23 protein-coding genes are annotated in these 26,565 nt (G+C 61.0%); 13 read left to right on the top strand and 10 right to left on the bottom strand.

Features of this window, described 5'->3' with window-relative positions:
- Positions 1–4: 4 nt before the first annotated feature.
- A complete protein-coding gene (locus VWZ85_RS09980; protein WP_416588117.1) occupies positions 5–571 on the bottom strand; it encodes a PaaI family thioesterase in 567 nt (188 codons plus the stop codon).
- The gene (locus VWZ85_RS09975; protein ID WP_340545276.1) at positions 568–990 is read right to left on the bottom strand and encodes a PaaI family thioesterase; all 423 of its coding nucleotides are present in this window, start codon (positions 988–990) and stop codon (positions 568–570) included. The genes VWZ85_RS09980 and VWZ85_RS09975 overlap by 4 nt, the downstream gene beginning before the upstream one ends.
- 115 nt (positions 991–1,105) lie before the next feature.
- Between VWZ85_RS09975 and VWZ85_RS09970 the strand changes: the two genes are divergently transcribed.
- From VWZ85_RS09970 to VWZ85_RS09935, 8 genes are all read left to right on the top strand, one after another.
- Positions 1,106–1,483, top strand: coding sequence for a MerR family transcriptional regulator (locus tag VWZ85_RS09970; protein ID WP_340545275.1), 378 nt, complete (start codon positions 1,106–1,108; stop codon positions 1,481–1,483).
- 372 nt (positions 1,484–1,855) lie between these two features.
- Positions 1,856–2,257 (top strand): MerR family transcriptional regulator, encoded by a 402-nt coding sequence (locus tag VWZ85_RS09965; protein ID WP_340545274.1) that lies wholly within the window; start codon positions 1,856–1,858, stop codon positions 2,255–2,257.
- Between the two features lie 79 nt (positions 2,258–2,336).
- Positions 2,337–4,118 (top strand): acyl-CoA dehydrogenase C-terminal domain-containing protein, encoded by a 1,782-nt coding sequence (locus VWZ85_RS09960; protein ID WP_416536231.1) that lies wholly within the window; start codon positions 2,337–2,339, stop codon positions 4,116–4,118.
- A 141-nt stretch (positions 4,119–4,259) separates the two neighbouring features.
- A complete protein-coding gene (locus tag VWZ85_RS09955; protein WP_340545272.1) occupies positions 4,260–4,472 on the top strand; it encodes a hypothetical protein in 213 nt (70 codons plus the stop codon).
- A gap of 67 nt (positions 4,473–4,539) precedes the next feature.
- The gene (locus VWZ85_RS09950) at positions 4,540–5,691 is read left to right on the top strand and encodes an acyl-CoA dehydrogenase family protein (protein WP_416536233.1); all 1,152 of its coding nucleotides are present in this window, start codon (positions 4,540–4,542) and stop codon (positions 5,689–5,691) included.
- Positions 5,692–5,972: 281 nt separating this feature from the next.
- Positions 5,973–6,611, top strand: coding sequence for a glutathione S-transferase family protein (locus VWZ85_RS09945; RefSeq protein ID WP_416588115.1), 639 nt, complete (start codon positions 5,973–5,975; stop codon positions 6,609–6,611).
- A gap of 10 nt (positions 6,612–6,621) precedes the next feature.
- On the top strand, positions 6,622–7,833 hold the full coding sequence (locus tag VWZ85_RS09940; protein WP_416588112.1) for an acetyl-CoA C-acetyltransferase: 1,212 nt from the start codon (positions 6,622–6,624) through the stop codon (positions 7,831–7,833).
- Positions 7,834–7,856: 23 nt separating this feature from the next.
- Positions 7,857–10,058, top strand: coding sequence for a 3-hydroxyacyl-CoA dehydrogenase NAD-binding domain-containing protein (locus VWZ85_RS09935; protein ID WP_416588109.1), 2,202 nt, complete (start codon positions 7,857–7,859; stop codon positions 10,056–10,058).
- A 158-nt stretch (positions 10,059–10,216) separates the two neighbouring features.
- Here VWZ85_RS09935 and VWZ85_RS09930 read toward each other — a convergent pair whose 3' ends face one another.
- Both VWZ85_RS09930 and VWZ85_RS09925 read right to left on the bottom strand, forming a co-directional pair.
- Positions 10,217–10,906 carry a Hint domain-containing protein gene (locus VWZ85_RS09930; RefSeq protein ID WP_416537375.1) on the bottom strand — a complete coding sequence of 230 codons (690 nt, stop codon included), beginning with the start codon at positions 10,904–10,906 and terminating at the stop codon, positions 10,217–10,219.
- 175 nt (positions 10,907–11,081) lie between these two features.
- Positions 11,082–11,747 (bottom strand): sulfotransferase family 2 domain-containing protein, encoded by a 666-nt coding sequence (locus tag VWZ85_RS09925; RefSeq protein ID WP_416588107.1) that lies wholly within the window; start codon positions 11,745–11,747, stop codon positions 11,082–11,084.
- A 137-nt stretch (positions 11,748–11,884) separates the two neighbouring features.
- Between VWZ85_RS09925 and VWZ85_RS09920 the strand changes: the two genes are divergently transcribed.
- From VWZ85_RS09920 to VWZ85_RS09905, 4 genes are all read left to right on the top strand, one after another.
- Positions 11,885–13,513: an AMP-binding protein gene (locus tag VWZ85_RS09920; RefSeq protein ID WP_416536245.1), complete on the top strand. Its 1,629-nt coding sequence runs from the start codon at positions 11,885–11,887 to the stop codon at positions 13,511–13,513.
- 111 nt (positions 13,514–13,624) lie between these two features.
- A complete protein-coding gene (locus VWZ85_RS09915; protein WP_340545265.1) occupies positions 13,625–14,635 on the top strand; it encodes a hypothetical protein in 1,011 nt (336 codons plus the stop codon).
- A gap of 457 nt (positions 14,636–15,092) precedes the next feature.
- On the top strand, positions 15,093–16,175 hold the full coding sequence (gene rsgA / locus VWZ85_RS09910; RefSeq protein WP_416588104.1) for a ribosome small subunit-dependent GTPase A: 1,083 nt from the start codon (positions 15,093–15,095) through the stop codon (positions 16,173–16,175).
- A gap of 4 nt (positions 16,176–16,179) precedes the next feature.
- Positions 16,180–16,932 (top strand): VOC family protein, encoded by a 753-nt coding sequence (locus VWZ85_RS09905; protein ID WP_416588101.1) that lies wholly within the window; start codon positions 16,180–16,182, stop codon positions 16,930–16,932.
- 609 nt (positions 16,933–17,541) lie between these two features.
- On the opposite strand, the gene VWZ85_RS09900 is transcribed toward VWZ85_RS09905, so the two are convergent.
- The 6 genes from VWZ85_RS09900 to VWZ85_RS09875 all read right to left on the bottom strand — a co-directional run bounded on the left by VWZ85_RS09900 (position 17,542) and on the right by VWZ85_RS09875 (position 24,066).
- Entirely contained in the window at positions 17,542–18,873 is a 1,332-nt protein-coding gene (locus VWZ85_RS09900; protein WP_416588100.1) for an SPOR domain-containing protein, read from the bottom strand.
- A 229-nt stretch (positions 18,874–19,102) separates the two neighbouring features.
- Positions 19,103–19,735, bottom strand: a complete 633-nt coding sequence (gene upp / locus VWZ85_RS09895; RefSeq protein ID WP_014874324.1) for a uracil phosphoribosyltransferase — start codon at positions 19,733–19,735, stop codon at positions 19,103–19,105.
- A gap of 156 nt (positions 19,736–19,891) precedes the next feature.
- Positions 19,892–21,109, bottom strand: a complete 1,218-nt coding sequence (locus tag VWZ85_RS09890; protein ID WP_416588097.1) for a phosphopentomutase — start codon at positions 21,107–21,109, stop codon at positions 19,892–19,894.
- On the bottom strand, positions 21,109–22,419 hold the full coding sequence (locus VWZ85_RS09885) for a thymidine phosphorylase (protein ID WP_416588095.1): 1,311 nt from the start codon (positions 22,417–22,419) through the stop codon (positions 21,109–21,111). The genes VWZ85_RS09890 and VWZ85_RS09885 overlap by 1 nt, the downstream gene beginning before the upstream one ends.
- A 3-nt stretch (positions 22,420–22,422) precedes the next feature.
- Positions 22,423–22,815, bottom strand: a complete 393-nt coding sequence (locus tag VWZ85_RS09880) for a cytidine deaminase (RefSeq protein WP_340545259.1) — start codon at positions 22,813–22,815, stop codon at positions 22,423–22,425.
- Between the two features lie 153 nt (positions 22,816–22,968).
- The gene (locus tag VWZ85_RS09875; protein ID WP_416588094.1) at positions 22,969–24,066 is read right to left on the bottom strand and encodes a cupin domain-containing protein; all 1,098 of its coding nucleotides are present in this window, start codon (positions 24,064–24,066) and stop codon (positions 22,969–22,971) included.
- Between the two features lie 152 nt (positions 24,067–24,218).
- Here VWZ85_RS09875 and VWZ85_RS09870 point away from each other — a divergent pair, with 152 nt between their 5' ends.
- Positions 24,219–26,507, top strand: a complete 2,289-nt coding sequence (locus tag VWZ85_RS09870; protein ID WP_340545257.1) for an NADP-dependent malic enzyme — start codon at positions 24,219–24,221, stop codon at positions 26,505–26,507.
- The last annotated feature ends 58 nt before the right edge of the window (positions 26,508–26,565 follow it).

The raw sequence follows: 26,565 nt of genomic DNA, 5'->3' as shown, positions 1-26,565 counted from the left end.
CGTTCTATCCCTTGTCCCGAGGCGCGGCATCGGCCACGAAGTCCGGCGCGGCAGACCCCTGTTTTGCCGCCTCCTGCGGCATCAGGAAATGGCCGGTGGCCTGGGCGAACAATTTGTCCTTGTGATCCTGCCAGGCCGCCACATGGACCGAGGCATAGCGCCGGCCGGACCGGGACACGGAGGCGCGTGCATAGGCATCTCGCGGCAGCCCGGAACGCAGGTAATCCACCGTGAAATCAATTGTCTTCGGCTGGCGTGGCAATTTACCTGCGGCCAGTTCCTCAACATCGAGCGTGCCGCTTTCGATGCGCTCCCACAGGTTGGCCCAGGTCAGGGTCATCACGGCTGTCACCTCCAGAAAGGCCGCTGTGACACCACCGTGGATGGCGGGTAGAAACGGGTTACCGATCAGCTTGTGATCGAAATTTAGCTGCGCCGTCAGCTCATCGCCGCGACGATCAAACGTGATGTTGAGAAAACGCGCATAGGGCACGGATTCCACAAGCGCGGCGAGGGCAGCGTCGCGCCGTTGCTTCACCACCTGAACGGGTTCGGGACGGGGGCGGCTCAAAATTTTGCCTCCACGGTAAAGGCGCCAACCGCCGTAGCGACGGGGTGTGCCTCATCCTCGTCCATCGCCGTCGCACGGACGAAGGCGACGTTGCGGGTCATGTGATGACAGGTCGCGCGGGTCACGATCCGCTGCCCGGGAGTGGCTGCACGCATGTAGTCGATACGCAGGTCGATCGTGGCGGTGCCGCCCGGCGCCGACGGGTGGCACATCACCGCCGCGCCGCAGCAGGTATCCATCAGCGCCGACACCGCGCCACCGTGGATCACCCCGGTTTCCGGGTCGCCGATCAGTTTCTCATCATAGGGCATCACGATCTCGGCCGTGCCATCCCCCAGTTCCGTGAGGGTCATCCCCAGTTCCTGCGCATGCGGGATGGCTTCTATGAACTGTCGCGCGAGCTGCGTCTTGTCGACCATGGGCTTCCCCGTTCCTATGTTTTCCTCTTTATCGGCCAGACCTTGGCCGAAGAGCAACCCCGGCGGTTGAACCCTTTGCCGGTTGTGCTTAGTTTGCGGGTAAGGGAGATACGGAATGACCGAACAGAAATTGTCATTCAAGGAGATGTGCAGCGAATTCGACGTGACCCCGCGCACGCTTCGCTACTATGAGTACATCGAATTGTTGCAACCCGATCGCGAAGGCCGGTCGCGGTTTTACGGTGCCCGCGAGCGGGCCCGGATGAAGCTGATTATGCGGGGACGCAAGTTCGGCTTCCAGCTCGAAGAGATCCGCCAGTGGCTGCTGATCTATGAAAACGAGGGCGATGAGGCTCAAAATCGCGCCTTTGTCGAAATGGCCGACCGCCAGATGGAAGAGCTGCGCAAGCAGCGCGAACAGCTCGACGAAGCGCTTCAGGAACTCCACGATCTGCGAGCCACCACGCTCAACCTGCTGAAACAAGACGCCTGATCCCAGCCGACCAAGCGTCAGGTTGGATCCGCTTTTGACACTCAACGCCCCGCCAACTGGTGGGGCGTTTTCCGTTCTGCGGGCTCGTCAGCGCGTGATCTGCCGTCCATGTGACTGATGTTTCAATCAAAAAAATCGAACATAATCCACGCGAAAAAGCCCGATAATTTTGTCGGTAATTTGCACGATCGCCCTATTTTAAGGGCTGATAGCCAAACCCGAAACGAAGTAACGTTACGTCAGTCCAGTGGATCCTACGTCACCTCGGAAAGTGACGCAGCGTTCAACTTACGTCAACGTCAAGTTGCTGTTGTAAACGACGGGCAAGCTGCTCACCTTAGTCTCACAACCCAGCAGTTATGAGTTACGACGATGACCGATGAAACCAAGACCATCCGCCAGATGTGCGATGAGTTCGGCGTTACGCCGCGTACATTGCGGTTTTACGAAGCCAAGGAGTTGCTGTTCCCGATCCGCGAGGGTCAGAAACGCCTCTTTACCAAACGCGACCAGGCCCGGCTCAAGCTGATCCTGCGCGGCAAGCGGTTTGGCTTCAGCCTCGAGGAAATCCGGCAACTTCTGAATCTCTATCATATGGGCGACCAGCAGCTGACGCAGTTGACCCGCACCTATGACATCGCCTGCGACCGGCTCGCCGATATGGAGCGGCAGCGCGATGAGCTGAACGAGGCAATTGACGATCTGAAAGAGCAGCTGCGTTGGGGCGAACGTGTGATCGCCTCGATGAGCGCCAAACAAGAAGCCGCGGAATAGATCCCGGCCGCCATGCCTGCCTGTCCCAAGATGGGAGAGGCAACCAGACAGACACCGCAGAACCACAGCGAGGACCGCGATGCCCAGTTACACCGCCCCGATCAAAGACACTCAGTTCATTCTTCACAATGTTCTGAAGATCTCTGAAAGCGCCATTCCCGGCTATGACGAGCTGGACGCCGATTTCACCAATGCCGTGCTGGAAGAAGCAGGCAAGATCTCCAGCGAAGTCCTGCACCCGCTGAACACCGTCGGCGATACCGAAGGCTGCCGCCTTGAAAATGGCGTCGTCTACACACCGACCGGGTTCAAGGCTGCGTTTGAGCAGGTCAAGGAAGGCGGCTGGACCGGTCTCGACATGCCGGAAGAATACGGTGGCCAGAACATGCCCTATATCATGGGCACAGCCGTGGGCGAGATGTTCTCCGCTGCGAACCAGGCCTTCACCATGTATCAGGGCCTGACCCATGGCGCCGCGTCGGCGATCCTCGCCCATGGTAGCGACGCCCAGAAAGATACCTATCTGCCGAAAATGGTGTCCTGCGAATGGACCGGCACGATGAACCTGACCGAACCGCACTGCGGCACCGATCTGGGTCTGATGCGCACGAAGGCCGAACCGCAGGATGACGGCAGCTACAAGATCACCGGTCAGAAGATCTTCATCTCCTCCGGCGATCACGACATGGCCGACAACATCATCCATCTGGTGCTAGCCAAGATCCCTGGCGGCCCCGAGGGCATCAAAGGCGTGTCGCTCTTCATCGTACCGAAGTTCATGGTGAACGAGGACGGCTCGCTCGGCGAACGCAATGGCGTCTCCGTTGGCAAGATCGAAGAAAAGATGGGCATCCACGGCAACTCGACCTGTGTGATGAACTACGACAGCGCAACCGGCTACCTGCTCGGCACCGAGCACAAGGGCATGCGCGCCATGTTCACGATGATGAACGAAGCCCGCCTCGGCGTTGGCATGCAGGGTCTGGCTCAGGCCGACGCCGCCTATCAGAACGCCTTGGAATATGCCAAGGACCGTCTTCAGGGTCGCGATGTGACCGGCGCCAAGAACCCGGAAGGCCCGGCAGACCCGCTGATCGTCCACCCGGACATCCGCCGCAACCTGATGGATCAGAAAAGCTTTGCCGAAGGCGCGCGCGCATTCATCCTCTGGGGCGCAAAGATGATCGACCAGGCGCATCGCGCCGAGGATAAGAATGCCGACGGGCTGATCTCGCTGCTGACACCGGTCATCAAAGGCTTCCTGACCGATCAGGGTTATGACATGACCGTTCAGGCTCAGCAGATCTACGGCGGTCACGGCTACATCGAAGAATGGGGCATGTCGCAATACACCCGCGATGCCCGGATCGCGATGATCTACGAAGGCGCCAATGGCGTTCAGGCGCTGGATCTGGTCGGCCGCAAGCTGGCGCAGGATGGCGGCAAACATGTCATGGCCTTCTTCGAGATGGTGAAGAATTTCTGCAAAGAAAACGGGGACATCTCCGACGCTTACAGCAAGGAGTTCATCGACCCTCTGAAAGCCGCGTCTAAGGATCTTCAGGCCGCTGGCATGTATTTCATGCAAAACGGCATGACCAACCCGAACAATGCGCTGTCTGGGTCTTATGACTTCATGCACATGTTTGGTCACGTCTGCCTCGGCCTGATGTGGGCGGAGATGGCCAAGGCCGCACAGGCAGAGCTTGACGCCGGGTCTTCTGACGCCGCGTTCTACGAGACAAAAATCGCGACCGGGCGGTATTACATGGCACGCAGGCTGCCTGCGACGGCGCTGCACCTCAGCCGTATCCAGACCGGCGGCGACACGGTGATGGCACTGGCGGCAGACCAGTTCTGAAGCGCAGTTTGATCATCTCGGAGCCCCTTTTCGTGAGGGTCTCCGACACCGCCCCCGTCTGATCATCGGGGCGGCAGGATAACAGGCGATCCGGGCCATCCGGGGCGCCAGAACCAGGGCGTCGCAATCGGAGGAGAGACAATGCCCAAACGCTTTCGCCTCACGCGCCGCCTGCCGGTAGCCATGACCGAAGACGGCTATCGCCGCTTGCGCCGATTTTCGCAGGAGGCCGGCCTCGACGAAGGCGAAGCCCTCTCCTTCCTGTTTGAGAATTTCGACAGCGTCACAGATCGCGACAACCTCACCCACCGGCTGCGGCTCTTCAATGCCGAGCTTGAGGACCGCAAGAAATAGGCCGGCCCACACCGTCCAAAGAAAACAGATGCCACAAGGCACGAGACAGCCACCAAAGGGGAGCCCCATGAGCGCAGAGCAAAAATCCAGCTGGATGACCGAAGAGCATCAGATGCTGGCGGATATGACCGCCCAGTTCATCACCCGCGAATGGGCCCCGAAATTCGAGACCTGGCGCAAGCAAGGCATGATGGATCGCTCCACCTGGAATGAAGCTGGCGCCCTTGGCCTGCTCTGCCCCTCCGTACCGGAAGAATACGGCGGCGTCGGTGGTGATTTTGGCCATGAAGCCGCAATCCTGATCGAAGGCAGCCGCGCCAATCTCGCCAGCTGGGGCCACGGGATCCATTCCGGCATCGTCGCCCATTACGTGCTGGCCTATGGGACCGAAGAGCAGAAACAGCGTTGGCTGCCCAGGATGATCACCGGCGAGCTGGTCGGCGCTCTGGCCATGACCGAACCCTCCACCGGCTCCGACGTGCAGCGGATCAAGACAAAAGCGGTCAAAGATGGCAACGCCTACCGGCTGAGCGGTCAGAAAACCTTCATCACCAATGGCCAGCACGCCAATCTGATCCTGGTGGCGGCAAAGACCGACCCCACCGAAGGATCCAAGGGCATCTCGCTGGTGGCGGTTGAGACCGATGGCGCAGAGGGTTTCAGCCGCGGCCGCAACCTCGACAAGATCGGCTGCCATGCCGCAGATACCTCGGAACTCTTCTTCGACAATGTCGAGATTGCGCCGGAAAACATCCTCGGCGGCGCCGAGGGTCAGGGCTTCTACCAGATGATGCAGCAGCTGCCGCAGGAACGGCTGATCATCGCCTGTGGCGCCGTCGGTGCCATGGAAGGGGCGGTTGAACGCACGATCGCCTATTGCAAGGAGCGCGAGGCCTTTGGCGGGCCGCTGACGCAGTTTCAGAACACCCGGTTCAAACTGGTCGAATGCCAGACAAAAACAAAGGTTGCCCGTGCTTTCCTTGATGAATGTATGGTCGAACATCTGCAGGGCAAGCTGACCGTGGAAAAGGCGGCGATGGCCAAATACTGGATCACCGATACCCAAGGTGAGGTGCTCGACGAATGTGTCCAGCTGCATGGCGGCTACGGGTTCATGCAGGAATATGCCGTGGCCGAGATGTGGGCAGATGCCCGCGTTCAGCGCATCTATGGCGGCACCAATGAGATCATGAAGGAATTGATCGCGAGGTCCCTGTGAGGCTTCGGGCTGCACATATGGACGCAGATGCCGGAAGCCTCCGGCGGGAGTATTTGGGGAAAGATGACAGGATGAGACGCGCCTCCCCCCGAGCTCTCCGCCTAATGGGTCGGCGCGCCGTCACCTTCCACGGTCATCGGCTCTCCAGCCTGTTCCGCAGGACCATGCTGACGCCATCTACCTTAATACGGAGTGAAGGTTCCGTCATCTTTCCAGAAATACTCCACGGCGGTGCGGGGGTGTGAAACCCCCGCTCCGCCAGCAGACACAGGGAGCAACATATGACACTCAAACTGCATTGTTTCGGTGAAAGCGGCCATTCCTATAAGGCCGCCCTGGCTCTTGAACTGGCCGGGATCGACTGGGAGCCGGTGTTTGTGGATTTTTTCAGCGGCACCACCCGGGGTGATGCCTTCCGTCGAGATATCAACGACATGGGAGAATGCCCGGTGCTGGTGGATGGCGATCTGACACTCAGCCAATCCGGGGTGATCCAGCAGTATCTGTCGGACACTTATGGCCGGTTCGGCGGCGCCACTGTCGAGGAAAAGCGCGAGATCCTGCGCTGGCAGCTATGGGACAATCACAAATTGTCCTCAAACGCAGGCTTGTGCCGGTTCCTGATGAATTTCCTGCCGGAAGACAAACGCCCGCAGGAGGTCATCGCCTTCCTTCAGGGCCGTCTGCGAGGCGCCTACGCGATCCTGGACAAACATCTTGAGGGGCGAAGCTGGATTGTCGGCGATGGGCTGACCAATGCCGATCTGACCTGCTGCTCCTATCTCTATTACCCCGAACCCTTCGGCTTTGATCGAGCCGAATGGCCCCATATTGACGCTTGGCTCTCGCGGCTGAGCGCACAACCGGGCTGGAAAGCCCCCTACGACCTAATGCCCGGCAACCCGTCGGACCGAGCCTGAGGAGACTGATATGACCGAAGCCTATATTTACGACGCCGTGCGCACCCCGCGTGGCAAAGGCCGCAAGGATGGATCCTTGCATGAAGTAACGGCCGCGCGTCTCTCTGCGGTGGCGCTCAACGCTCTGAAGGAGCGCAACAATCTGGAAGGCCACGCAGTCGAGGACGTGATCTGGGGCAATGTGACCCAGGTTGGCGAACAGGGCGCCTGCTTGGCGCGGACCGCTGTTCTGGCCTCTGATCTGGATGAATCGATCCCCGGCGTGTCGATCAACCGCTTCTGCGCCTCGGGTCTGGAAGCCGTCAACATGGCCGCCAACCAGGTGCGGGGACGTGCTGGTCATGCCTACATCGCCGGCGGTGTTGAATCCATGAGCCGTGTCCCCATGGGCATGGACGGCGGTGCCATTGCTGTTGATCCGGCGATTGCCATCGAGAACTACTTTGTGCCCCAGGGGATCTCGGCAGATATCATCGCCACCGAATATGGTTTCTCGCGTGATGATGCCGATGCCATGGCGGTGGAATCCCAGCGCCGGGCGAAGGCGGCCTGGGACGACAAGCGTTTTGCGCGCAGCGTTGTCCCGGTGCGCGATATCAACGGGCTGACCATTCTCGATCACGATGAATACATGCGCCCCGGCACCGACATGCAGTCGCTCGGCGGTCTGAACCCCTCGTTCCAGATGATGGGTGAGCAAATGCCCGGTTTCGACAAGATCGCGATGCTGAAATACCCGCATCTGGAGCGGATCAATCACATCCACCACGCGGGCAATTCCTCCGGCATCGTCGACGGCGCCGCTGCCGTACTGATTGGCGACAAGGAGTTCGGCGAGGCGATGGGCCTGAAACCGCGCGCCCGTATCAAGGCCACAGCCAAGATCGGCACCGACCCCACCATCATGCTGACCGGCCCCGTGCCCGTCACCGAGAAGATCCTGCGCGACAATCGCATGGAGATTGGTGACATCGACCTCTTTGAGGTCAACGAGGCCTTTGCCAGCGTCGTCATGCGGTTCGAGCAGGCCTTTGGCGTCGACCATGACAAGGTGAACGTCAATGGCGGCTCGATTGCCATGGGCCACCCACTTGGTGCGACCGGCGCCATGATCCTCGGCGCACTGCTGGATGAGCTGGAGCGCAGCGACCGCGAAACCGGTCTTGCGACACTCTGCATCGGGTCCGGCATGGGCGCGGCCACCATCATCGAACGCGTGTAACCCAGGCGACAGGAGACTAAGATATGTCTGATTTCACAATGAAAAAAGACGCCGACGGCGTCGCCATCATCACCTGGGACTGCCCCGGCAAAAGCATGAACGTTCTGAACGGTCAGGCGATGCTAGACCTCGACGGGCTGGTTGACGACGCGCTGGCAGATGAGGCCGTCAAGGGCATCGTCATCACCTCGGGCAAGAAAGACTTTGCCGGCGGCATGGATCTCAATGTGCTGGCCAAGATGAAAGAGGATGCCGGTGACGAACCCGCCCGTGGTCTGTTCGAAGGCATCATGAAAATGCACCACGGTCTGCGCAAGATCGAACGGGCCGGCATGGATCCGAAAACCAACAAGGGTGGCAAACCCGTGGCAGCAGCCCTGCCCGGCACTGCTGTTGGCATTGGTCTGGAACTGCCGCTGTCGACGCATCGCATCTTTGCGGCTGACAACCCCAAGGCCAAAATCGGCCTGCCGGAGATCATGGTCGGCATCTTCCCCGGTGCAGGCGGCACCACCCGTCTGGTACGCAAGATGGGTGCCATGAACGCTGCGCCCTTCCTTCTGGAAGGCAAGCTGGTCGATCCCCAAAAAGCCAAGGCCGCAGGCATCATCGACGAAGTGGTCGAGGATCCGCTGGCCGCCGCACGCGCCTGGGTTCTGGAGGCAAAAGACGCCGATATCGTCAAACCCTGGGATGCCAAGGGTTACAAGATGCCCGGTGGCGCGCCCTATCATCCTGCGGGCTTCATGACCTTCCTTGGTGCAGCAGCCATGGTGCATGGCAAAACATTTGGCGCCTTCCCGGCAGCCAAAGCGCTGCTGAGTGCGGTCTATGAAGGCGCGCTCGTGCCCTTTGACACCGCGCTGAAGATTGAGGCGCGCTGGTTCACCCATGTGCTGATGAACCCTTCGTCCGAGGCGATGATCCGCTCGCTCTTCCTCAACAAGGAAGCGCTGGAAAAAGGCGCTGTGCGCCCGGCGGGCATCGAGGATCAGTCGGTCAAGAAAATCGGCGTTCTGGGCGCTGGCATGATGGGGGCCGGTATCGCGCTGGTCTCCGCTCAGGCCGGGATGGAGGTTGTTCTGATCGACCGTGATCAAGCCGCCGCCGACAAGGGCAAGGCCTATACCGAAAGCTATCTCGACAAGGGCATCAAGCGCGGCAAAGTCACGGCCGACAAGAAAGAGGCGATGCTGTCACGCATCACCGCAACCCCTGATCTGGACCATCTCAAGGGCTGCGATCTGATCATCGAAGCGGTCTTTGAGGATCCCGGCGTCAAGGCGGAGATGACCAAGAAGGTCGAGGCCATCATCCCCGACGATTGCATCTTTGCCTCCAACACCTCGACTCTGCCGATCACCGGTCTGGCCGAAGCCTCGGTGCGCCCAGAGCAGTTCATCGGCATTCACTTCTTCTCGCCGGTGGAAAAAATGTTCCTGGTGGAGATCATCAAGGGTGAGAAAACCGGCGACCGCGCAGTGGCCAAGGCGCTGGACTACGTGCGCCAGATCCGCAAGACTCCGATCGTGGTCAATGATGCCCGGTTCTTCTACTGCAACCGTTGCATCATCCCCTACGTGAACGAAGGCGCGCGGATGATCACCGAGGGCGTTGCCCCTGCGTTGATCGACAATGCCGCACGCCAGTTGGGCTTCCCGGTCGGTCCGATCCAACTGACCGATGAGACCTCGATTGACCTTGGTGCCAAGATCGCTCGCGCCACCAAGGCGGCAATGGGCGATGCTTATCCCGAAAGTGCTGCGGATGATCTGATCTTCTGGATGGAAGAACAGGGCCGTCTGGGGCGCAAGTCCAACGCTGGTTTCTTCGACTATGACGACAAGGGCAAGCGGCAGGGTTACTGGAAGGGCATGCAGGAAAAATACCCGCTGGCCGAGGAACAGCCGGACCTGATCGAGGTCCAGGAACGCCTGATGTTTGCACAGGTCCTGGAAGCCGTGCGCGCGCTGGAAGAAGGTGTTCTGATGGACATTCGCGAAGGGGATGTTGGCGCGATCCTGGCCTGGGGCTTTGCGCCCTGGTCCGGTGGCCCGCTGAGCTGGCTGGACATCATCGGCACGCCATATGCTGCCGAGCGCTGCGACCAGCTGACCGCGAAATATGGCGAACGTTTCACCTGTCCGCCGCTGCTGCGCGAGATGGCTGAGAAAGGCCAGACTTTCTATGGCCGGTTCAGCCCGGAGGCCGAAAAGGCCGCCTGATTGAGGTCAGATGACGTCTGAAAGCTCTGAAAGCGGCGCCTCCGGGTGCCGCTTTTTTCACATCAGGAAAGCCGCCTAAGTGGTTATGAAAAATAAAAACCGCCTCCGATATGGTGACGGTCCTGTCTCTGTTTTCACTTGTTGGATTACAGCGCGGGCTAGACCATCGCTGCGTATTCCGCAGCACCATGCCCACCAGGACCCATCGGCAATGTATTGGCCCAGACGCTTTCCTCGGTGATCATGTCGATCACCAGTTCGCGGGCAGCGTCGGGCTCCAGAACCCGATAAAGCTCGGCATAGGCGCTGGTGTCGAACGACAGAATGTCACGCGGTGACACGCTAAAGCTCAGCAGACCCGCCTCCAGATAGATGACCTCATCCTGTGCAAACCGTGGCACCACGATCTCGACCCGTGTGTCAGGCTCGACCCGGCCAATGCCGCGGTACCCTTCCAACGCGCAGGCGGGTACGACAACAAACGGATCGCCCTGCCCATCACAGGCAAGATCGCTCTCGATCAGGATCCCCTGGTTCGGCATCACCCAGAGCGGCGCGCGATTGTTCAGCGCATCCTGCGGAATATGAACCGGGCATGTCAGCGGATTGGGTCCACCGCTGGAAAGCAGGATTGTTTCGCGGTGGATATCGACTATGGGCTGCATCCCATGATCGAAGGTCAGGACCATGTCGCCCACGGCCAGAGCCTCAATCGGGCGCCAGCCAAGATGTGAGGCCACATGGGTGCCCGACAGGATCCCGCCCTGCCCGGCTGCGACCAACGGGTACTCTGTTGCCAGAGCCTCGGCCATCGGAGAGAGCTTGCGTTTCAGCAGCCAATCCAGCATCGGTTTTCCCTTTCACCAAGGCAGCCATACGTTCTGCATGACCCGTCACGTTACCCGTCCGATAGGCGGCCACTGGCGCGCCCGCGGGAGAGATGATCATGGTCGCGGATCGAAGATGCGCCATTTTGGCGAAGACTTCGGACCCTGCGTCGTCCCATGTGATTCCATCTCTCGACTACTGGTCTATCGGTGAATCGTTAAAAGAGTATTCAAACTGGGCAAGATCCGCCTCGCAGGCCTCAGCCACCACCGCGCGGGCCGCGTCGGTATAGGCGTCCTGCCAGCCTCTGGGACGGTCTGAGACATTGGCCCGTGGCAGCTGAAGCTCAAAACCCAGGTGATCAAAGAGCGGGGCCGCATCGCGTGCGAAATGTTCCAGGCGGATATAGCAGTCGCATTGTTCGCCCCCATCCGCGCGCCGCATATATGACCGCGCCGGATGTGCACGAAACGCTGCAAGCATCCGGGGATCGCTGGCAAAATCGGGAAATGCCAACGCTTTGGCCAGGGCGACCGAAGGGTGATCAAAGCTCTGCTCGCGCAGCCAGTGATAGAGGCTCAGCACCCGATCAAACGGGTTCCGTACCAGCGTAAAGGCAAAGAGACCGCGCAGCTGCGCCTCGGGCACCAGACCGTCGATATCGGCAAGAGTTGAGTGTTTCCACAATCGGCCCCGGGTTTTAGCGTCTCTGAGGCGTCGCCGCCGCTTGCTGGCCTTGGGCGTGTCGCCGAGCATGAGATCATCTGCCATTGCCCGCGCCTCCAGCGCGAGGGACAGCGCGGTGCCCCCGGTCTTGGGGATATGCACGAAGATATAGGAACGGCCAGGCGACAGGATCATGACAGGCAGGCTAAGCGGTTTGAAGACCAATGGAAACCTCGGCCCTGTCAGACAAAAATGTCTTACGCCTTTCATTGGGGGCAACTTTGCGCAATATTTTGCAACCACGTCGCATGAATCATCTTGGAGGGGTCGAAATGGGTTGGATGTCGGACGAGTCGGGACTGGAGAAAACCGCCGCCAACTATGTGCCGCTGACGCCGCTGTCACATCTGCGCCGGGCCGCGCATGTGTTTGCCGATGTCCCTGCCGTCATCTACGGTAGCCATCGCAAGACCTATGCGGCCTATTATGATCGCTGCACGCGGCTGGCCTCGGCGCTTGCGGGAATGGGCGTCCGCCCCGGCGACGTGGTGGCGACCTTGATCCCCAACCTGCCGGCCCAGGCCGAAGCGCATTTTGGCGTGCCTGCCTGCGGTGCCGTTCTCAACACGATCAACACACGTCTCGACGTCAGCACGGTCGCCTATATTTTCGACCACGGAGAGGCCAAGGTCGTGCTGGTCGACAGCCAGTTCCTGCCACTCGCCGAAGAGGCCAAAGCAGCCTGCGACGGCCCGGGACCGCTGATCATTGAGGTCCCGGATGATCAGGCAGCCTATCCGGCGTCCGGTCGGCACCCGGTCTACGAGCATGTTCTGGCCGCTGCCTCCCATGATTTCGACTGGATCATGCCGCAGGACGAATGGGAAAGCCTTGCGCTCAACTACACCTCCGGCACCACGGGCCGCCCGAAAGGCGTGGTCTACCATCACCGTGGCGCCTATCTGATGACCATGGGCACGGTGATTTCCTGGCGCATGGTGATGCAGCCGAAATACCTTGCTATTGTACCACTGTTTCACTGCAACGGCTGGAACCACACCTGGATGATGCCGGTTCTAGGTGGCACCCTGGTGTGTTGTCGCGATATCACCGCGCCCGCGATCTACGATGCGATTGCCGACGAAGGGGTGACCCATTTCGGCGGTGCGCCAATTGTGCTCAATATGCTGGTGAACGCACCCGAAGAGGACCGGCGCAGCTTTGATCACACGGTCGAGGTCTTCACCGCCGGCGCCCCGCCCGCCCCGGCCACCCTGCAAAAGATCGAGGCTATCGGCTTTCATGTCACGCAGGTCTACGGGCTGACGGAAACATATGGCCACGTCACCGAATGCCTGTGGAAAGGCGGCAGCTGGGACACGCTGGACCAGCAGGGCCGGGCCGCGATCAAGGCGCGTCAGGGCGTGGCCTTCCCGATGATGGATCACATTACGGTCATGTCCGACGATATGCAGCAGATTCCGATGAACGGTCAGGATCAGGGTGAGATCGTGATGCGCGGCAATTCGGTCATGAAGGGATATCTGAAGAACCCCGAAGCCACCGCCGAGGCCTTTCAGGGGGGGTATTTCCATTCCGGCGATATCGCCGTGCAGCATCCCGATGGCTATATCCAGATCGCCGACCGCGCCAAGGATATCATCATCTCCGGCGGCGAGAATATCTCCTCGGTGGAGGTTGAGGGCGTGCTGATGGGGCACCCCGATGTGAACCTAGCCGCGGTGGTTGCCAAACCTGACGAAAAATGGGGCGAAGTGCCTTGTGCTTTTGTCGAGTTGAAGCCCGGCGCGGAGGTTGATCCTGCCGAACTGATCCGCTTTGCGCGCGAAACGTTGGCCGGTTTCAAAGCGCCAAAACAGGTGATTTTCCAAGAACTTCCCAAGACATCGACCGGAAAGATCCAGAAATTCGAACTGCGCCAGCAGGCCAAGGCTCTCTGACCCGGTTTCCTGACCAAAGCAGGCGCGAACTGCCGCAAAGTCAATTGCTGACGCTGGGGGCTGCGTGCTATTTGATCTGTGAACAATCGACGGTGAGGACGCGCCCCATTCATGACGGCATTGCGGGAATATCAACGGCTGGAAGCTGCTGCGCTGTGGCGGGCTGCCCCTGACGCGCAGCGGCGCGATGTGATCGTCTCGGTTGGCGACGCGACCCTGACCATTGCGGATATGAATGACCGGCCACTGGCCCATTGGTCACTGGCAGCACTAGAGCGACAGAACCCCGGCAGTTTCCCCGCGTTGTTCCACCCTTACGGAGATCAGGGCGAAACGCTGGAGATCGCCGAAGATGAAACCGCGATGCTGGACGCAATCGACCGTTTGCAATCCGCCCTCACCCGCGCTCGTGCCCGCCCCGGTCGCCTTCGCTCGGTGACGCTGCTGTCGGCGCTGGCTGTCGTGACCGGTCTGGCGGTGTTCTGGCTGCCCGATGCGCTGCTCTCGCATACAGTGAATGTGGTGCCGGACATCAAACGCAAGGCGCTGGGACAGGCGCTGCTTGGCCGGATCGAACGGGTGTCAGGTCAGGCCTGCAGCACATTGGAGACCGCGCCCATTCTGGAACGTCTCGCAGAGCGGCTGGATGTGCGTCAGTTGGTGATCCTGCGCAGCGGCGTGGCCAGCAGCCTTTATCTGCCAGGTGGCATCGTGCTTCTGAACCGCGAGCTGGTGGAGGATCACGAAGATCCGGCGGTAGCAGCTGGCGCGGTACTGGTGGAGCGCGCCCGTGCGGTGGAAAAAGATCCCCTGGCCGAGCTTCTGGCCGCGGGCGGCATTCGCGCCACCTTCAGGATGCTCACAACCGGTGAACTGACCCGTGCAACCCTCGACCGTTATGCGGAAACCGTCATCAGCGCGCCACGCCCCACGCCGGACGAGGCCACGACACTCGCTGAATTTGCCCGTGCTGCCGTTCCCTCCAGCCCCTATGCCTACGCTCAGGACATTACCGGGGAAACAGTGCTCGGCCTGATCGAGGCCGATCCGATGGCGGGCCGTGACTTGCAGCCGGTACTGAATGACCGCGACTGGGTGCAGCTACAAAGCATCTGCGGCTGATCCACCAGCACCGGTGTGGAACACCTCGCATCTCTGACACGATGCGTTGAGATTTCTGCAACCTGTCACCGGGCTGCTTCACGCAATACTGACGCAAACGTCAAGCATTCGGAATCCCGATCGGAACTTCACTGCGAACGTTTCCAGGGTCAGCAGAATGCGACGGAGCTGACATACCCTTTTTCCTGCTGAATGGCTGCTACAGATACCTGAATACGAGTTCCAAATCAGCCATCAACGGTTGTGTTGTGCATGTTTCCCCACTATCTGCACGTCATCTGTAATGGAGATTTCATGTCCTGGTAAGGAAGGGAGGCAGCGCGCCTCCCGGAGCACATACAAAATCGCAAACATCGCCGTCACTTTGTAGCTGACGGGTCGGTTTGATGTGCTCACTCGTTTCCTTCCATCGGCGCCCAAAATTGACTTGGGCCAGAGACATGAAAGTGAAAACCCTATGACGAGGGATTACTCAGACTTCCTTCCGCGTCGCGCGCGCGACACCGGATCACAGGCCAAACTCAGCCCCCTTCAGGCACTAGGATGGCAACCGTTTTTCACCCAGCAAGTTAGCGTGGAAGACATGGCCGCGACACCTCCTGTTCGAGTTGTCGAAGTGCATCGCAGCGGGCTGCACGCCCTTGGTGACGGCATCGATACCATCCTTCCGCCCAGAGCCGATGTGACTGTCGGCGACTGGCTGTTGCTGGACCAGTCGCACCCGCGGTCCAGTAGGGCTCTTGAGCGTGCCAGCCTTATCAAGCGGCGCGCGCCCGGCACCGACCAGCAGGAACAACTGATCGCGGCGAACATTGATACGGCCTTTATCGTCACGTCCTGCAATCAGGACTTCAAATTGGCCCGGCTTGAACGCTATGCCTCCCTGGCGTTCGAGGCGCGGATCACGCCCGTCATCGTCCTCACGAAAACCGACCTCTTGGCGGATCCTCAAGACTACATTGACGCGGCCCGCGCGGTGTCGGACATAATCGACGTCGTCGCACTTGACGCGCGCGGTTCTGCCCCGAAGACAGACCTTGCGACCTGGTGCAAGCCCGGCAAGACGGTAGCGTTCCTTGGCTCATCCGGTATTGGGAAATCGACGCTGGCCAATGCGTTGCTCGACAGCCAATCCATCGAGACCCAGACCATTCGCGAGGACGACGCGAAGGGGCGGCATACGACGACGCGGCGTGAGCTTCATGCGATGCCCAATGGCTGTCTGATCCTGGACACGCCGGGCATGCGGGAATTGCAGCTCACCGATGCGGCGGACGGAATCAATGATCTCTTTGCCGATATTCAGGAGTTGGCCGCGCGGTGTCGATTCAACGACTGTCAGCACGAGACCGAGCCGGGATGCGCGGTTCTGACGGCTGTTGATGATGGCGTTCTCGATGCCCGTCGGCTTGGCAGATGGCGTAAGTTGATGGCGGAGGACGCGTTCAACTCCGCGGGCCTTGCGGAACGCAGGTCGCGCGACAAGGCGTTCGGAAAAATGGTGCGCGGCGTCAAGAAAATCAAAGATGTCAGGAGGTAAGACGATGACGCAGTCGAAAGCAGGTCAAATCGTATGGCACGATCTTTTCACATCGGACAGGGCGTGTTCGATGGCATTTTACCAGCACGTGGCCAAATGGACGTATGAAGTCGAGCGGGCGACGGATTTTGCCTGGGGAGGCGGCGAGAAGGATTTCATCCTCGCCCTCTCCGGGGACGAAGCGGGTGCGGGGTTGGCCGAGACGCCTGCCGAGCAGGAAAATGGCTGGATCGCCTACATCGAGGTTCCCGACGTGGACGCGGCGGTCAGACGCGTCGCCACGCTCGGAGGCAAGATCGTTCGGGAGCCATTCGAGGTGCCGGGTGTCGGTCGCAATGCACTCGTCCGCGATCCGCTCGGTGCTCTGGTCGGGATTTCGCTGTCCCGGCACAGCTTCCCTGTTCCGCACCGGCAGTTCGGCCCTGACGTGTACGTCGGCATCGGGACTGACTTCCCGCTGGCGTTCTATGCAGAGCTTTTTGGATGGAAGGTCTCTCCCGAGCAGGACACGGATTGTCTTGCACTCCTCGGGCCTGAGGGCGATCTTGTTGCACTCCAACATGCCGCGACCTGGCCAACCGATTCAAATGCAGCTTGGGTCCCGTGCATCAAGGTTGCTTCAGTCGCCGATGCCTGCCGTGCTGCTGAAGCCAAAGGCGCGTGTCCGGCTCCTGTGGATGTGGAGGGAACTGTTCAAGCCCATGGCACCATTCTGCGTGATCCAGACGGCGCGCCGTTTGCTCTTGGCATCGAATAGACGACCACTTTCTAGCAGTTCGCCTCTTCTTCACAGGAACTGCAGAGCGGGCATTTGTACGCTCTGCAGTATCCTTAACTCAGGGCTCACTGCCCGCTTTCGCTGCGTCGCCCATGGATGGCCGCTCTAGTTTTCTTCGCAAAGATCAGGGGTAAGCTGCTCTGGCGTAGTTTGCGCAGCGTCGGCCAACGCCTGCTCAATCTTTGCGATCTACTCATTCTTTTGCCTACCAAAGTACCGCAGAGTCCGTCACTCCCAATTCGCAGGCAATCCTTGCAAGGGAGCTTCCCCGAACTCGAAGATCGGCGTTGCGGCGGTCACGTCTATCTAACTGCTGCTTTGTGGGCTGACGCATATTGGCACAATGGCGCGGCGCAATTGTTAGGACAATACAGAACGTCCGCGAGCCATTTGCCGATACTGCGACCATGTTGTGAAGGAGGAGTTCGGCCGGGGCCGTGTTGGATTAACGATGAGACGAAAAAGTCAAATATCTCTGACGTTCTAAAAGCGGTTGGCGCAATCATAGCGCCGCGCCAAGCCGCCCCCGCTCCGTTGCGTGAACGCAGATTGGCCAAACAACGTGGCTGACCGGACCCACCGTCGTGATTACTTGCTCAGCCGCGCGCCAGAGAACCCGGCCGCGCGCACTGTCGACAGGGCCGCTTGCGCCGCCTCCCCGACAAAAGGCCCTGCCAGAACGACCTGCAGGCTCTGACCATTGCGGTTGACCCGACCCAGACGCACCGGCAACCCTTTTTGGCGCAACCGTTGAGCCACGGCGTCGGCCTGACTTACATCGGCGAGGGTCGCCGCGCGCACATACCGCGTAGCCGGAGATGACTGAGGTTTGGCCATCGACGCCGAGGCCGCGCGCGCTGTTGTCGCAGCGCCGGAAGGCGCCGACCGGGTCGACAGACGGGTGACCAGGGTCTCCTCATCGGTGCCCACGGACGTGCTCGCATCTCCTGCAAGCTGTCTCTGCGAAAGCTTCACAACCGGTCGATCGACCGGACGGCGAATGCCTTCGCGGGGGACGGTGCGCGTCCAGATCGCGCCGGTTTGCGGTCCGCGGTTCGGATTGTAGCGATCCTGATGGATCACCCGCACATATCCCGCAGGCACGCCATCGTTGGCCGCCGCGAGTACGCCGCCCAGCGACATCTCCGCCCGGCGCGGATTAAGACGGTCATCCTCCCATGCGCGGCGATACCCCTGCGGCACTACCAGCCCTCGGCTCAGGCTGCGCTCCTGATAGACATGCTTGGGAACAACGCGGGTGTTGGGATCCAGAACCGAGGACAGGCGGCTGCTGCCCCCCTGCGGCCCGCATCGCACATTGCCCGTCTGGTTGATATATTGCTGGCTCAGGGCAGACGCGCCGGGACAGCGGCCAAAGCCCGGCGCCGAACTGGCCGTTGTCACGGTACTGAGAGGCGGACGATAGGCATCATCCAGTGGCTGCCGGCGCGGCAGCTTCGCCGTTGATGTGCCAACCCGAAGCGGCTTTGCCTGTCGCACGGCACTGCGCTGCGGCTTGGTGGTGGTGACGGTCTGCGGCGCGCGCGCTGCTGCAACCTGCTCTGTAGTTGCAGTTGCGGCGCCTTCCAGATTATTCGCTCGCTGCCCCTCCGGCAGGGTGATCAGCTCCGGCGCCGGAGCCGAAGTGGCTCTCGACGAACTGGGGGCCGCAGCAAGCTCAGTGGGCTGGAAGCCGCAGAGCTGTTTGCGGCTGCGGGTTACCCTCGGCACCCAGGTGACATTGCCGTCGATCCCCGCCCGAATGAAAACACAGCCGCGACTGTCGACATATTGCTTGCCTGCAAAGGAGGCGGGCGGAAATTCTGCCGGCGGTTCCGTGGGGCGGATCGACTGCGCCTCTGCTGTGCCGAAGCAGGCCGCCGCGATCAAAGCACTTGCAATAATTCTAGTAAGCGTCATCCGAGAGCCCCACAACATATGGCCGCAGGATGCCCGAAAAGCGAATCTGAGTAAAGCAGGGTTTCCCCGATTTCACGAAAGATCCCAGAGACATCGCTGCCGTTACCCTCCCCGCGCCCGGGTGTGTCAGCCGACGGACATGGAAAAGGCGCCTGTTGCCAGACGCCCTTGGCTTCGTGGCCGTGCCTGGTGTCCATGCCGCCCCAAGAGCTGCACGCTGGCCGCAGGCTTATTTGGTGCCGAACATCCGATCACCCGCATCGCCGAGCCCGGGCAGGATATACCCCTTCTCGTTCAGCTGCCGGTCCAACGAGGCCGTCACGATCGGCACATCCGGATGCTTCTCCTTCATCAGCTCCACCCCCTCGGGCGAGGCCAGCAGGCAGAGGAAACGGATGTCATTTGCTCCGGCCTCTTTCAGCAGGTCGATGGCCGCGGCCGAACTGTTGCCGGTTGCCAGCATCGGATCTACCGCAATGACCAACCGGTCCTTCAGCCCCTCGGGTGCCTTGAAGTAATATTGCACTGGCTGCAGGGTTTCCTCATCCCGGTAGAGACCGACAAAGCCGACCCGTGCCGAGGGGATCAGTTCCAGCACGCCGTCCAGCATCCCGTTGCCCGCCCGCAGGATCGACACCAGCGCCAGTTTCTTACCCGCAAGGATGGGTGCCTCCATTTCCTCCATCGGAGTGTCGATGGTGGTGGTGGTCAGCGGCATTTCGCGGGTGATCTCATAGGCCAACAGCTGGGTAATCTCGCGCAGCAGGCGGCGGAAACCGGCGGTAGAGGTGCCCTTGTCGCGCATCAGGGTGAGCTTGTGCTGCACCAGCGGGTGGTCGACAACGGTCAGATGATCGGACATTGGGCGCTCCTTTCAGGAAAATTCAATCTCTCTTAGTGCCTGCACTGTGGGACAGGCAAGGCGGATTTGTCGGCGATCGTCTCCAACCGCTCCAAATTCGGGCGCCGTTCAGCGCGCAGACGCTGCCGAGGACGCCATCTCATCCGCCCGCTTCAATCAGGTCAGCACCGACCGGCCCGGCCCCTGAGCAGGGATTTTCAGATGGTCCGCCACGGTCGCTGCCACGTCCGCGAATGCCAGATTGCCCAGCGGTCCGGCGCCCGCGCCGGCCATCAGCACCGGCACCTGTTCACGGGTGTGATCGGTGCCAGGCCAGCTCGGATCATTGCCATGATCGGCCGTCAGGATCAGCAGGTCGCCATCCCGCAGATGCGGCAGCAGCTTGCCGATCTCTTGGTCAAACCATTCCAGCGCCCGCGCATAGCCCGAGATATCGCGACGATGCCCGTAGAGGCTGTCAAACTCGACAAAATTGGCAAAGGTCAGGCTGCCATCCTCGGCCTCAGCCACTGCCGTCTGCAAATGGCGCATCAGCGTCGCGTCATCGCCTTTCTTCAGCGTATCAATCCCCTGCATCGAGAAAATATCACCAATTTTGCCGATGGCGTGCACTGGTCGACCGGCATCCTGCACCCAATTGGTCAGGATCGGCTCAGGCGGCATGATGGCGTAGTCACGCCGGTTTGTGGTGCGCTGAAATCCGGTCTCGGGCGTCCCGACAAAGGGCCGCGCAATCACCCGCCCCACCTTCATCGCGTGCAGAAAGGGGGCCACCGCCTCGCAGAGCGCCAACAACCGGCCAAGACCAAAGCTCTCCTCATGGGCGGCAATCTGGAAGACACTATCGGCAGAGGTATAACAGATTGGCTGCCCCGACTGCATATGCGCGGCGCCATGTTCGGCAATGATCGCAGTACCCGAGGCATGGCAATTGCCAAGTAGAGCCTTGGTTCCGGCCGCCGCGCAGACATGGGCCACCAGATCATCCGGAAACGCGGGTGTCTGATCCGGGAAATAGCACCAATCCCAAGGCACCGGCAGGCCCGCCAGTTCCCAATGACCAGAGGGGGTATCCTTGCCCCGGCTGATCTCGCGGGCGACACCCCAGCGCCCGATAATCTCCGCCCCACCCAGATCAGGGCAAGGCACCGCCGAGGCCTGCGCCACGGCAGCCCCCAACCCGAGCCGGTCCAGATTTGGCACCTGCAGCGGACCGCTGCGCCCCTCCTCTGCGCGGCCCGCAGCACAGGCCTGGGCGATATGGGCCAGCGTATTGGCGCCAATGTCCGGCAGATCGCCATTGAAATACTGACCAGCATCTGGCGCACCACCGATACCGACGGAATCCATCACCACCAGAAACGCACGCGCCATTAGGAAACCCTCTTGTAGATCAGCGGCAGCCGCTCAGGCGCGCTGTCAGACAGCTGATAGGCTGCGCGCAGGCTGGCCTCGGCTGCATCAGCGGCGTCTTCATCAGCGGCATGGATCACACCAATCAGGTCGCCGACTGAAAGCGTGCGTCCAAGCGGCGCCAGCTCCGCCAGTCCGACGGAGGGGTCGACCACGTCGCTTTCGATCATCCGCCCGCCGCCCAGCCGCACGACCGCAAGGCCGAGCGCCTCGCCATTGATGGCGTGAACATGGCCCGCCCGATCTGCGGTGATGGGGCGTACCACCGGAGCCGTCGGCAGAATTGTCTGCCAGTGGTCCGCGAAATCGGTCGGGCCGCCCATCGCGGCGACCATTCGGGCAAAACGTTCGGCAACCGCCCCGCTGGCAATGGCCTTGCGGATCATATCCGCCCCGGCATCGCTCTGCGCCGCCAATCCGCCATGTGCCAACAAGACACCTCCCAGCTCCGCCGTCAGCTCCGCCAAGGCGCCCGTCTGGCCGCAGATACCGGTCAGCACCCGCATGACCTCCGCCACCTCCAAAGCGTTGCCCAGCGCGGGCGCCAAAGGCTGGTTCATATCAGTGATCAGCGCCGAGGTCCTACAACCGGCCGCATTCGCCGTCTCAGTGAGACTGCGGGCCAGCGCCTCGGCCTCCTCCAGCGTTTTCATAAAGGCACCGGAGCCGATTTTTACATCCAGAACCAGCGCATCGGTGCTGGCCGCCAGTTTCTTTGACAGGATCGAGGCGGTGATCAGGTCCAGACTATCCACCGTGGCGGTGACATCACGGATCGCATATAGCCGCTTGTCCGCCGGGGCGATCTCTGCGGTCGCCCCGACGATGGCGCAGCTTACGCTTTGCATCATGCTGCGCAGCCCCTGTTCGGACACTTGGGTGCTGACACCCTGAATGGCTTCCATCTTGTCGAGCGTCCCGCCGGTATGGCCCAGACCCCGACCGGAGATCATCGGCACATAGGCACCGCATTCCGCCAGCGCGGGTGCCAGCAGCAGCGACACGCAATCGCCGACCCCACCGGTAGAGTGTTTGTCCAGCACCGGCCCATCCAGATCCCAGCGCAGCACGTCACCGCTATCACGCATTGCCAGCGTCAAGGCCCGCCGCGCATCGACGCCAAGCCCCTGCAGACAAACCGCCATGGCAAACGCACCCGCCTGCGCATCCGAGACGGCCCCATTGGCCAATCCTTCGGCAAACCAGCGCAGGTCTTCATCGCCGGGTGTCTCTCCCCGGCGCAGGCTGGCGATGATCGCGCGTGCGTCCATGGCTCAGCTCCGTTCCATATGGTCCGCGCCAAAGGCACCGGGCAGCAGATCGCCAATCGTGGTTTCGCGCTCCAGCCCATCTGTGGTGGCAAGCGTCACCTTCACCTCGGGCGCGCCAAACTCCGCCAGCTTCTGACGGCAGCCGCCGCAGGGCGGGATTGGCGCCGGGCAATCGGCAATCACATATGCCGCCTCAAGCTTTGTCTCGCCTGCGGCAACCATTGCGGCGATGGCACCGGCTTCTGCGCAGGTGCCTTCTGGGTAGGCGACGTTTTCCACATTGCAGCCAACATAGACCGTCCCGGATGCTGCCCGGATCGCCGCACCGACCTTGAAGTTGGAATAAGGCGCGTGTGCGTTTTCACGAACGGCGGTGGCAGCATCTTTGAGGCTCATGGCGATTCCCTGATTTTTTGATCAACTGGTCAGAATTTGAGACGATAGCTGAATTTGCCGAAGGAGCGAAAGCCCCCTCGACCAAGCTGAACCACAATATCACATCCTCCGGCCAATACCGCTATTGCCTGATGATCCACCCAGGATCTGCGGTCAGACCGTTGGCTCTGCCAAGCTGGTGTTGAACACACCCGGAAGCGTCACCTCCAGCAGTTCCACATCATCCGACGGCGCGCTGAGGCGGGTTTTCATGCCCGGCGGAATGACGAAGGCATCGCCCTGTTCCAATTGATAAGGCTCGCGGCCCTCGCCCTCCAGCGTGACTGTGCCGTTCATGACAAATGTGAAATGGATATCGGTGTCATGCGCGGCCCACTGCGGCGCGCCTTCTCCGCGGCGCACCACCTGCACGCCTGCGACGCCCTTGGTATTCTCGGCAATCGTCGTGTCGCGGCAGATGTAGCCCGGCAGGCGGAACGGCACCCATTCGGCGCCTTCTGCCTTGTTGTAAACAAACCGCTGGCCCTGCCATTCGCGTTCGGGACGGTAGTGCGGCGTCGGCAGGGTCATCTCGTGGTCGATCTCGGTCACATGCTCGGCCGGGACGCCGATCTCGATCACCTGCACATTGTCGCTGGCCTCCAGCACCCGGTGGCGGATCTCCGGCGGCTGGATGAAGCAATCACCGGCGGTCAGCCGCATCTTGTCTCCCTGATCCTCATAGACGACATCAACCCAGCCGTGGATACAGAAGATCAGCTGAAAGCCCACCTTGTGGAAATGCACCATATCCGGCACCGGGCCGCCGTCGGGAATGCGGATGTGGCTGGCGATGATCGAGCCGCCCAGCCGGTCAGGCACCAGGTCGCGGTAGTGCATACCCGCGCGCCCGATGATCCATGGCGCCTGATCCTTCAGCCGCCGCACCACAAAACTATGCACTGTTTCGGGCATCACCAGTGGTGGGTTGCGCTCTTCAATCTCAATCTGGGTGCCATTGGGAGCGGTCAGCCTACGGGCACCACCGGCAAACCCATCGGGATCATCAGTCAGGATGCGAATTGTGCCGGGTGATTCAGCGGCGCCGCGCTCGATCCGCAGCCGCAGCCCATGGCCCGAAAACACCCCGATAGCCGGATCATCTGCCGGATAGATCGAGTCCAGCTTCATCCCGAGGGTTTTGGTGTAAAACGGGATGTCGTCCCGCAGCTCCTGCGTCGGCAGCCGCAGCTCCGCAATCGTATCCGCCATTCTTCGCTCCCTTTTGGTCTTTTGCCACACAGTGAGACCAAGCGCGCTCGGGCGCAAGCTCTTGCGACAGCCCCTAAACACCCAACGAGAATAGTCTGTTTCCCTAACGTCAAAAGTCGTTTAATGCTAAACTATAGTCTCTGGAGCGCCTGATGACCAAAAATCCAAAGTCCGACACCCAAACCCTGCGCGATGCCGCGCTGCACTATCACGCCTATCCCAACCCCGGTAAGCTGGAGATCCGCGCAACCAAGCCGATGGCCAATGGCCGCGATCTGGCGCGGGCTTATTCGCCGGGCGTGGCAGAGGCCTGCATCGAAATCAAATCCGATCCTGCGGACGCGGCGAAATACACGTCGCGCGGCAATCTGGTCGCGGTTGTGACCAATGGGACAGCGGTCCTTGGCCTTGGAAACATCGGCGCGCTGGCTTCGAAACCGGTGATGGAAGGCAAGGCCGTCCTGTTCAAGAAATTCGCCAGCATCGACTGTTTCGATATCGAAGTAAACGAAAGCGATCCGGAGAAGCTGGCCGATATCGTCTGCGCGCTGGAGCCGACCTTTGGGGCGATCAATCTTGAGGATATCAAGGCCCCCGACTGCTTTATCGTGGAAAAGATCTGCCGCGAGCGGATGAATATCCCGGTCTTCCACGATGACCAGCACGGCACCGCAATCGTCGTGGGCGCAGCCGCCAAAAACGCACTGCACGTCGCGGGTAAGACATTCGAAGACATCAAGATTGTCTCCACCGGTGGTGGCGCGGCGGGGATTGCCTGCCTCAACATGCTGGTGAAACTGGGCGTGAAGCGTGAGAATATCTGGCTCTGCGACCTGCACGGGCTGGTCTATGAAGGCCGCACCGAGGATATGAACCCGCATAAGTCCGCCTTTGCACAGAAAACCGACCTGCGCACGCTGGATCAGGTGATCGAGGGCGCGGACCTCTTCCTCGGCCTGTCCGGCCCGAATGTGCTGAAACCGGAGATGGTGGCAAAGATGACGGATCGTCCGATCATTTTTGCCCTGGCCAACCCCAACCCCGAGATCCTGCCGGATGTGGCGCGCAGCGTCTCCCCCAACGCCATCATCGCCACCGGCCGCAGCGACTTTCCCAATCAGGTCAATAACGTCCTCTGCTTCCCCTTCATCTTCCGTGGGGCGCTGGATGTGGGCGCGACAGAGATCAACGACGCCATGCAGATCGCCTGTGTCGAGGGTATCGCCGAAATGGCCCGGATGACCACCTCGGCCGAGGCGGCAGCCGCCTATCAGGGCGAACAGCTGACCTTTGGCGCCGACTACCTCATCCCCAAGCCGTTTGACCCGCGTCTGGTCGGTGTGGTGTCCTCCGCCGTGGCCAAGGCCGCCATGGACAGCGGTGTCGCCCAGCGTCCGATTGATGATCTTGTCGCCTACCGCGCGAAATTGAACCAGACCGTGTTCAAATCCGCCCTGCTGATGAAACCCGTCTTTGAGGCGGCAAAGGCTGCATCGCGCCGCATCGTTTTCACCGAGGGCGAAGATGAGCGGGTGTTGCGCACGGCTCAGGGCATCCTTGAAGAGACCACCGAAACGCCGATCCTGATCGGTCGGCCCGAGGTGATCGAAACCCGCTGTGAACGGCTGGGCCTGCGCATCCGCCCCGGCACCGACGTCCAGATCGTGAACCCGGAGAACGATCCGCGTTACTACGACTACTGGACCAGCTACCACCGCGTGATGCAGCGCGAAGGCGTGACCCCGGATCTGGCCAAGGCGATCATGCGCACCAACACCACGGCAATCGGCGCAATCATGGTCCACCGGGGCGAGGCCGACAGCATGATCTGCGGCACCTTTGGCGAATATCGCTGGCATATGAACTACGTGAACCAGGTGCTTGGCGGTGGCAGCTATGAGCCCCATGGGGCGCTGTCACTGATGATCCTTGAGGACGGGCCGCTGTTCATCGGTGATACCCATGTGCGGATCGAACCAACCCCGGAACAGATTGCGCAGACGGTTCTGGGCGCCGCGCGCCACGTACGTCGCTTTGGCCTGGAGCCAAAGATCGCCCTGTGTTCGCAATCGCAGTTTGGCAATACCAGCTGCGATTCCGGCGCACGGCTGCGCGCCGCCATCGACATCCTCGACCGGACGCCCCGCGATTTCATCTACGAAGGCGAGATGAATATCGATACCGCGCTGGATCCTGAGCTGCGGAGCCGGATCTTCCCGAATTCGCGACTGGAGGGCGAGGCCAATGTGCTGATCTTTGCCCATGCCGATGCCGCCAGCGGTGTGCGCAACATCCTCAAGATGCGAGCCGGCGGGCTGGAGGTCGGGCCGATCCTGATGGGCATGGGCAATCGCGCGCATATCGTCTCCCCCTCGATCACCGCCCGCGGGCTGCTGAACATGGCGGCAATCGCCGGAACGCCCGTCGCCCACTACAGCTGACGGCTGGCTGCGGGGCGCAGATCCCGCAGCGCCACAAACAGAGCAGGCACGTGGCCTC

Source organism: Phaeobacter sp. JH20_29 (genome assembly GCF_048056175.1).
Lineage (GTDB): Bacteria > Pseudomonadota > Alphaproteobacteria > Rhodobacterales > Rhodobacteraceae > Phaeobacter > Phaeobacter bryozoorum.
This window is presented reverse-complemented; position numbering and strand designations above follow the sequence as displayed.

Coding starts and splice junctions, on each gene's coding strand:
- VWZ85_RS09975 (WP_340545276.1), bottom strand. CDS start 990: ATGGTCGACAAGACGCAGCTCGCGCGACAGTTCATAGAAGCCATCCCG.
- VWZ85_RS09970 (WP_340545275.1), top strand. CDS start 1,106: ATGACCGAACAGAAATTGTCATTCAAGGAGATGTGCAGCGAATTCGAC.
- VWZ85_RS09965 (WP_340545274.1), top strand. CDS start 1,856: ATGACCGATGAAACCAAGACCATCCGCCAGATGTGCGATGAGTTCGGC.
- VWZ85_RS09960 (WP_416536231.1), top strand. CDS start 2,337: ATGCCCAGTTACACCGCCCCGATCAAAGACACTCAGTTCATTCTTCAC.
- VWZ85_RS09955 (WP_340545272.1), top strand. CDS start 4,260: ATGCCCAAACGCTTTCGCCTCACGCGCCGCCTGCCGGTAGCCATGACC.
- VWZ85_RS09950 (WP_416536233.1), top strand. CDS start 4,540: ATGAGCGCAGAGCAAAAATCCAGCTGGATGACCGAAGAGCATCAGATG.
- VWZ85_RS09945 (WP_416588115.1), top strand. CDS start 5,973: ATGACACTCAAACTGCATTGTTTCGGTGAAAGCGGCCATTCCTATAAG.
- VWZ85_RS09940 (WP_416588112.1), top strand. CDS start 6,622: ATGACCGAAGCCTATATTTACGACGCCGTGCGCACCCCGCGTGGCAAA.
- VWZ85_RS09935 (WP_416588109.1), top strand. CDS start 7,857: ATGTCTGATTTCACAATGAAAAAAGACGCCGACGGCGTCGCCATCATC.
- VWZ85_RS09930 (WP_416537375.1), bottom strand. CDS start 10,906: ATGCTGGATTGGCTGCTGAAACGCAAGCTCTCTCCGATGGCCGAGGCT.
- VWZ85_RS09925 (WP_416588107.1), bottom strand. CDS start 11,747: ATGATCCTGTCGCCTGGCCGTTCCTATATCTTCGTGCATATCCCCAAG.
- VWZ85_RS09920 (WP_416536245.1), top strand. CDS start 11,885: ATGGGTTGGATGTCGGACGAGTCGGGACTGGAGAAAACCGCCGCCAAC.
- VWZ85_RS09915 (WP_340545265.1), top strand. CDS start 13,625: ATGACGGCATTGCGGGAATATCAACGGCTGGAAGCTGCTGCGCTGTGG.
- rsgA (WP_416588104.1), top strand. CDS start 15,093: ATGACGAGGGATTACTCAGACTTCCTTCCGCGTCGCGCGCGCGACACC.
- VWZ85_RS09905 (WP_416588101.1), top strand. CDS start 16,180: ATGACGCAGTCGAAAGCAGGTCAAATCGTATGGCACGATCTTTTCACA.
- VWZ85_RS09900 (WP_416588100.1), bottom strand. CDS start 18,873: ATGACGCTTACTAGAATTATTGCAAGTGCTTTGATCGCGGCGGCCTGC.
- upp (WP_014874324.1), bottom strand. CDS start 19,735: ATGTCCGATCATCTGACCGTTGTCGACCACCCGCTGGTGCAGCACAAG.
- VWZ85_RS09890 (WP_416588097.1), bottom strand. CDS start 21,109: ATGGCGCGTGCGTTTCTGGTGGTGATGGATTCCGTCGGTATCGGTGGT.
- VWZ85_RS09885 (WP_416588095.1), bottom strand. CDS start 22,419: ATGGACGCACGCGCGATCATCGCCAGCCTGCGCCGGGGAGAGACACCC.
- VWZ85_RS09880 (WP_340545259.1), bottom strand. CDS start 22,815: ATGAGCCTCAAAGATGCTGCCACCGCCGTTCGTGAAAACGCACACGCG.
- VWZ85_RS09875 (WP_416588094.1), bottom strand. CDS start 24,066: ATGGCGGATACGATTGCGGAGCTGCGGCTGCCGACGCAGGAGCTGCGG.
- VWZ85_RS09870 (WP_340545257.1), top strand. CDS start 24,219: ATGACCAAAAATCCAAAGTCCGACACCCAAACCCTGCGCGATGCCGCG.